We start from the raw sequence: 6,365 nt of genomic DNA, 5'->3' as shown, positions 1-6,365 counted from the left end.
GCAGATTGGTGGCGTAGAGGGTCGAGGCCTGCGCTGCCATCCGGCTCGGATAGTCGGTGTAGCCGACGACGGTGACGCCGTTCGGGCTGGTGACGATCTCGTCGGCGACGGTGAGGTCGCAATTGCCGCCGCGCTCGGCAGCGAGATCGACGACGACGGAGCCCGGCTTCATCGCCGCGACCATGTCGGCGGTCCAGAGCTTGGGGGCCGGTCGGCCGGGAATCAGCGCCGTGGTGATGACGATGTCCATTTCCGGCGCCAGCTCGCGGAACCGTGCCAGCTGCTTCTCGCGGAATTCCGGGCTCGACGGCGCGGCATAGCCGCCGGTGGCGGCGCCATCCTGGGCTTCCTCGAAGTCCAGGTAGACGAACTGCGCGCCCATCGATTCGATCTGCTCGGCGACTTCCGGTCGCACGTCGAAGGCGTAGGTGATGGCGCCGAGCGAGGTGGCGGTGCCGATCGCGGCGAGCCCGGCGACGCCGGCGCCGACCACCAGGACCTTCGCCGGCGGGACCTTGCCCGCCGCGGTGATCTGGCCGGTGAAGAAGCGGCCGAAATGATTGCCCGCCTCCATCACGGCGCGGTAGCCGGCGATGTTGGCCATCGACGACAGCGCGTCCATCTTCTGGGCGCGGCTGATGCGCGGCACCGCGTCCATCGCGATGACCGAGCCGCCCGTCGCCGCAAGGCGCTGCAGCAGCTCGGCGTCGCTGGCCGCGTTGACGAAGCCGATCAGCGTCTTGCCGGCGTGCAGCCGGGCGATCTCGCCGTCCTGGGGCGGGCGAACCTTGAGGACGATGTCCGAGGCCTGCCACAGGCTATCGGCGTCGGGGACGATCTCGACGCCGGCGGCACGGTAGTCGGCGTCGGCGAAGTTCGCGGCCTCGCCGGCACCCGCCTCGAGCAGGCACTGGTAGCCGAGCTTCTGCAGCCGGGCGGCGCTGTCGGGCGTCAGGGCGACCCGGCGCTCTCCCGGATAGCTCTCGCGCGGTGTTCCGATCTTCATTCGCGTGTCTCCTCGCGCGTCTGGTTGCGCCGCCGGGATGTCCCCGCCGCGAACCCGCTGATCATGGAAGCTTAAACTTTAGGCCCTCGGAGCGTCCGAGCGTTTTGTCCCCACCGGCTGAAGGATCGCAAAATCGCAACCTTCATCCGCCTGGAGCACCTCTTCGGCATAGATCCTGTCGTAGCCGCGGCGTTCTGAGGCCGGCTTAGACGACGGTTCGAAGCTCTCCCGTCGTCGGGCCAACTCAGCCTCGTCGACCAGCAGTTCGATCGACTTGTCGCGCACCGAGATGCGGATCCGATCGCCGCTCTGCACGAAGGCGAGGGGGCCCCCTATGGCCGCCTCGGGCGCTACATGCAGCACGATGGCGCCGAAGGCCGTTCCCGACATCCGTGCGTCCGAGATGCGGATCATGTCCTTGACGCCGCGGGCCGAAAGTTTGCGCGGAATCGGCAGATAACCCGCTTCCGGCATGCCGGAGTCGCTGCGCGGCCCGGCATTCTGCAGCACCAGTATGTCGTCGGCCTCGACGTCGAGATCGGGGTCGTCGATGCGCTGAGCGAGATCGGCGAGAGACGTGAAGACCACCGCACGACCCTCCTTCTCAAAGAGCGCCTTGTCGGCGGCCGAACGTTTGAGGATCGCGCCGGACGGTGCGAGGTTGCCGAAAAGTGCCACGAGGCCACCCGCCGGCTCGAGCGGCGCGTTGGCTCCAGCGATGACGTTGCGGTCGACCGGACCGATTTTCTCCTGAAGCCGTGCGCCGAGGGTCTCTCCGGTAACGGTCAGGCAGTCGAGATGCAGCAGCGGCTTCAACTCACGCAGGACGGCGCCGACGCCGCCGGCGAAGAAAAAGTCTTCCATGTAGTTCGCGCCCACCGGCTTCAAATTGACGAGGACCGGTGTCTCGTCCGACAGCTCGTTGAGGCGGCGGAGCGAAACCTTGATGCCAAGACGCCCCGCGATCGCCGTCAGGTGGATGATGGCGTTGGTCGAGCCGCCGAGCGCCAGCAGCATGCGCAGTGCGTTCTCCACCGAGTGCTCGGTGATGACTTGGCTTGGACGGATCGGGTTGTCGATCATCCGGGCCGCGGCCAGTCCCGTCGCCTCGGCGGCTCGGAGCCTGTCTGCATGGACCGCCGGGATCGCTGCTGTACCCGGCAGCGACATGCCAAGGGTCTCCGCGATGCAGGCCATGGTCGAGGCCGTGCCCATGACCGCACAGGTGCCGGCGGTAGTGGCGAGGCGCCCCTCGATGTCGTTGATCGCCTCGGTGGATATCTCGCCGGCGCGATACTTGCCCCAGAAACGTCGGCAGTCGGTGCAGGCACCCAGACGCTCCTGGCCGTAGCGCGAGGTCATCATCGGGCCGGCGACGATCTGGATTGCGGGGAGGTCGGCAGACGCCGCCCCCATCAGCTGCGCCGGCACCGTCTTGTCGCAGCCGCCCATCAGGACGACCGCGTCCATCGGCTGGGCCCGGATCATCTCCTCGGTGTCCATGGACATGAGATTGCGGAACTTCAGGCTCGTCGGGTTGAGGAATACCTCGCCCAGCGAGATCGTCGGAAACTCGATCGGCAGCGCGCCGCCAAGCAGTACGCCTCGCTTCACGGCCTCCAGCATCTCCGGAAAATGCCGATGGCAGTTGTTGAAGCCGGAAAAGCTGTTGGCGATCCCGACAATCGGCTTCTTCAGCACCTCGCGCGAATAGCCCATCGAGGCCGCAAAGGAATTGCGGAGATACACGGAGAAGTCGGCGTCGCCATAATTGGTCAAACCGCGCGCGAGGCCGTGCGCATCGTCCTTGCTCATGCGCCGCGCACCCGCTCTTCCAGCTTCATCTTGACGTATTTCGTTTCGAGATAGTCGTGGATGCCAAAGGCCCCGCCCTCGCGGCCCATGCCGCTCTCCTTGACCCCGCCGAACGGCGCCTCGGCAGTGGCAAGCAGCATCTCGTTGACCCCCACCATGCCGACCTCGAGATCCTCATAGGCGCGGGTCGCCGTCCTCAGGTCGTTAGAGAAGACATAGCCGGCGAGCCCGAAGGGCAGCGAATTGGCGCGTTCTATGACCTCGTCGTAGCTGCGGAAGCTGGTCAGTGGCGCCACCGGCCCGAAAGGCTCCTCCTGCATGATCCGCGCATCGTCCGGCACCCGGCCGAGCACCGTCGGCTCGAAGAAATAGCCACGATTGGTATTGGCCGGGACGTTGCCGCCGGCAAGCACCTCGGCACCGCGCTGACGAGCGTCAGCCACCAGTTCCTGTATCGTTTCGAGGCCCCTGCGGTTGGCGAGAGGCCCCATCTGGACGCCTTCGTCCATGCCGCGCCCAACCCTGAGTGCCTTCGCCACTTCGGCGAAGCGGCCGGCAAAGGCCTCATATTTCGATTCGTGGACGTAGAATCGCGTCGGCGAGATGCAGACCTGGCCGCAATTGCGGAACTTGGTGGTCGCACAGATTTCCGCGACCTTCTCCGCGTCCACGTCGTCGAACACCACCACCGGACCGTGACCGCCCAGTTCCATCGATACCTTCTTCACGCCGTCCGCAGCCAGATGCAGAATCTGCTTGCCCACCGGCACCGAACCGGTGAGCGACACCTTACGCACGATCGGCGAGGCGATCAGCCGGCGGGCGATCCGGTCTGAATTACCGGTCAGAAAATTGACGGCGCCCTGGGGGATACCGGCGTCATGGCAGGCCGCGACCAAAGCCGCGCACGAACCGGGTGCTTCGCCAGCCGGCTTGATGATGATGCTGCAGCCTGCACCCAAGGCAGCGGAGATCTTGCGGGCCGGCAGCAGGGCCGGGAAATTCCAGGCCGAGAAGGCTGCGACGACGCCGACCGGCTGGTGGATGACCGCCATGCGGCTGTCCGGCGTCCGGCTCTCGATGATCTGGCCGTAGATGCGCTTGGTTTCCTCGGCATACCATTCGAACTGGTCGGCCGCCGCATTCACCTCGCCCTTAGCCTCGGCGAGGGGCTTGCCGGTCTCCAGCGACATCTGGACGGCGATCGCGTCGACGCGATCGCGCACAAGGTCGGCGACCCGGCGGATCAGCCGTGCGCGTTCCCACGTCCCGACCCTGCGCCAAATTGCAAAACCCGCCTTGGCGGCAGCGAGCGCCTCGTCGATGTCGGCGTCGGAGGCATCGGCGATGCTCCCCAGACGCTCCTCGGTCGCCGGATCGGTGACGTCGCGCGTCGCGCCGTTGGCGGCGCCGCGCCATGCGCCGTCGATGTAAAGTTCGAGATCGCGATACATGGTGAGTTCCCGTCAGATCTTCTGTTCGAGGTAGCGCGCCTGGACGTCGTCCACCCAGTTGCCGACGTTCCAGGAGCCGTATGCTCCCATCTCCGCAATCGCCTCCCGGCCAGCGTAAACGGGGATGTGAACGAGGGAGAGGCCGTCATGGGCATGCGCCTCCTCCAGCGCCGCCTCCAGGGAGGCCCGCGTGGTGCCGGCGAAGATGGATTTGACGCCGCTGACCGAGGCGGCCATCGCCACATAGTCGACCGCGACGCCGTCGTTGGTGCGGAACTCGTGCCCGTACTGGGCATATTGCAAGCTGGTGATCGCGGCCATCCGACGGTTGTCGAACAGCGCAATCATGCCCTTGATGTCATGCTCGACCCCGTCGATCAGCACCTGCGGATTCATCATGAAGGAGCCGTCGCCGGTGAAGGCGATGCCATAGCGCGGGTTATCGACACCGGCCGATCCAAGCAGCGCCGAGGTCGCGAAGCCCATGTAGGACGCGCCGGTCTCGGTGAAGGTGTCGCCGACCGCGTCATCCTCCACAAGCTGAAAACCATTGGCCTGTACGTCGCCGGCATCGAAGAACTTTGCCGCCCCTATGCGCTTGGCGAAGGATGCGACTGTATCGATCGCCGCCGGCTGGGTTAGCACCAACGTTTCCCACACCGCATCGTGGATCGGCGCCGCGTCCGTGCGCTCGCGCTTGAAACGGCTCCACGCACGCTTGCGTTCGGCGCATTCGCGAAGCCAGTCCTTGCGCGCCTCGCTCGCTTCCGGCCGGTCCTCGAGCGCCTCCAGGAGACGGTCGATCACGGCAGTGATGTCCCCCGGCAGATGCAGGGTGTTGGCATAGTGGCTGACATCGTCGATGTCGCCGTTGATGTTGATGACGCGCAGCGCGTTGGGATAGCCGACACCGGAGCAATCAGCTTGGCAGACTCCGCGCGAGCCGATGAAGACCGCGACCTCGGCTTCCTCCATCGCAAAGTTGCCGCTGATCGAGCCCTTCGAGCCACCAACATGCATGTTCTGCTCGTGGCAATCCGGCAGGACGCCGGTCGAGCCCGGCGACAGAACTACCGCAGCGCCGGTGGCCTCGGCGAGCCGGCGCACTGCATCGGCATGGCCGCGTGTACCGCCGCCCGCCTTGATGACGATCCGGTCCATCCCCATCATCAGCGATGCCGCCTCGCGATAGACTTCCCGCCCGGCCGGCGCGACAGGCGGCAGGGTCATACGCCCCGGCAAGGTCGCGACGTTGAGCTGCATCCGCTGCGGCTGCGTATTGATTGGCAGGAGGATGAAGAACGGGCCGGGCCGATACGGATGATGGACGCAGCTGGTGCCGCGGCGCATGCATTCGCGCAGGGATTCCGGCGTATGCAGCGTGTGGGACTGGCCGAGTAGTGCGGTAATCTTGCCGAACAGCCCCTGCTCGGGCTTCGGTACCTGCTGCATGTTGTAGCCTTCGCCGCGCGTCGTCTCGTCTCCATAGATGTGATAGACGCCGATGCCGTTGGACGCTGCCGCGAGCGAGCCCGCCATGGCCTGCAGGCCGCCCGGCCCGATCGACGTGACGACCGCCGGGGTACGGCCGTATTGCCAAGCATGGGCGGTGGCGGCGTGCGCCATTTCAACCTCGTTGCGGCAGTTGATCACCGTGACAAGCCCCACTTCGCTGTAGAGGCGCAGGACGTTGCCGAGATCCGTCGAGCCGTGGCCGAAGATCGCAAAGTAATGCGTTACGCCCTGCTTCAGGAGCCCGATGACCAGAGCCTCGGAAAGCGTTGTCTCGATCGGTGTGTCGGCCGCCGCGAAGGCAGCATCAACACCGTCGTGAGCGGAAAGAAGCGCAGCGCGCCGCCTGATGCCGGCTTCCTGGTCTTCGCGCGTGAAATCGCTTCTAAGCATTGCTCGACTCAGCCTCAGTTTTCTTTTGATTTTTACCGACCAGGCCGCTCGAGGCCTGAGAGCCCGATTTGAAAGAGGTTGAGCGATATCAGTGAGTTGTGATTCCTCGTCGTTGTCGAGACGATGGAGGATGATCATGACCTGGACTGATACCGCCCGGCGCGAGCATAATCGGGATCGGGCGC

Annotated in this window: 4 protein-coding genes; all 4 read right to left on the bottom strand. The window is 65.7% G+C overall.

Annotated features, from left to right (window positions below; genetic code table 11):
• A partial coding sequence (locus tag GTW51_RS23050; protein WP_163046362.1) for a Re/Si-specific NAD(P)(+) transhydrogenase subunit alpha occupies positions 1-1,006 on the bottom strand: 1,006 nt, incomplete at its 3' end.
• Between the two features lie 78 nt (positions 1,007-1,084).
• Positions 1,085-2,821: a dihydroxy-acid dehydratase gene (locus GTW51_RS23045; protein ID WP_163046361.1), complete on the bottom strand. Its 1,737-nt coding sequence runs from the start codon at positions 2,819-2,821 to the stop codon at positions 1,085-1,087.
• On the bottom strand, positions 2,818-4,275 hold the full coding sequence (locus GTW51_RS23040; protein WP_163046360.1) for an NAD-dependent succinate-semialdehyde dehydrogenase: 1,458 nt from the start codon (positions 4,273-4,275) through the stop codon (positions 2,818-2,820). Before GTW51_RS23040 ends, GTW51_RS23045 begins: the two co-directional genes overlap by 4 nt.
• 12 nt (positions 4,276-4,287) lie before the next feature.
• On the bottom strand, positions 4,288-6,180 hold the full coding sequence (locus GTW51_RS23035; RefSeq protein ID WP_163046359.1) for a thiamine pyrophosphate-binding protein: 1,893 nt from the start codon (positions 6,178-6,180) through the stop codon (positions 4,288-4,290).
• Positions 6,181-6,365 lie beyond the last annotated feature (185 nt).

The sequence above is a fragment of the Aurantimonas aggregata genome, assembly GCF_010500835.1.
Classification (GTDB): domain Bacteria; phylum Pseudomonadota; class Alphaproteobacteria; order Rhizobiales; family Rhizobiaceae; genus Aurantimonas; species Aurantimonas aggregata.
Note: the sequence above shows the minus strand (reverse complement) of the source record. Positions and strands in the feature narration are given on the sequence as shown.

Coding starts and splice junctions, on each gene's coding strand:
- GTW51_RS23035 (WP_163046359.1), bottom strand. CDS start 6,180: ATGCTTAGAAGCGATTTCACGCGCGAAGACCAGGAAGCCGGCATCAGG.
- GTW51_RS23045 (WP_163046361.1), bottom strand. CDS start 2,821: ATGAGCAAGGACGATGCGCACGGCCTCGCGCGCGGTTTGACCAATTAT.
- GTW51_RS23040 (WP_163046360.1), bottom strand. CDS start 4,275: ATGTATCGCGATCTCGAACTTTACATCGACGGCGCATGGCGCGGCGCC.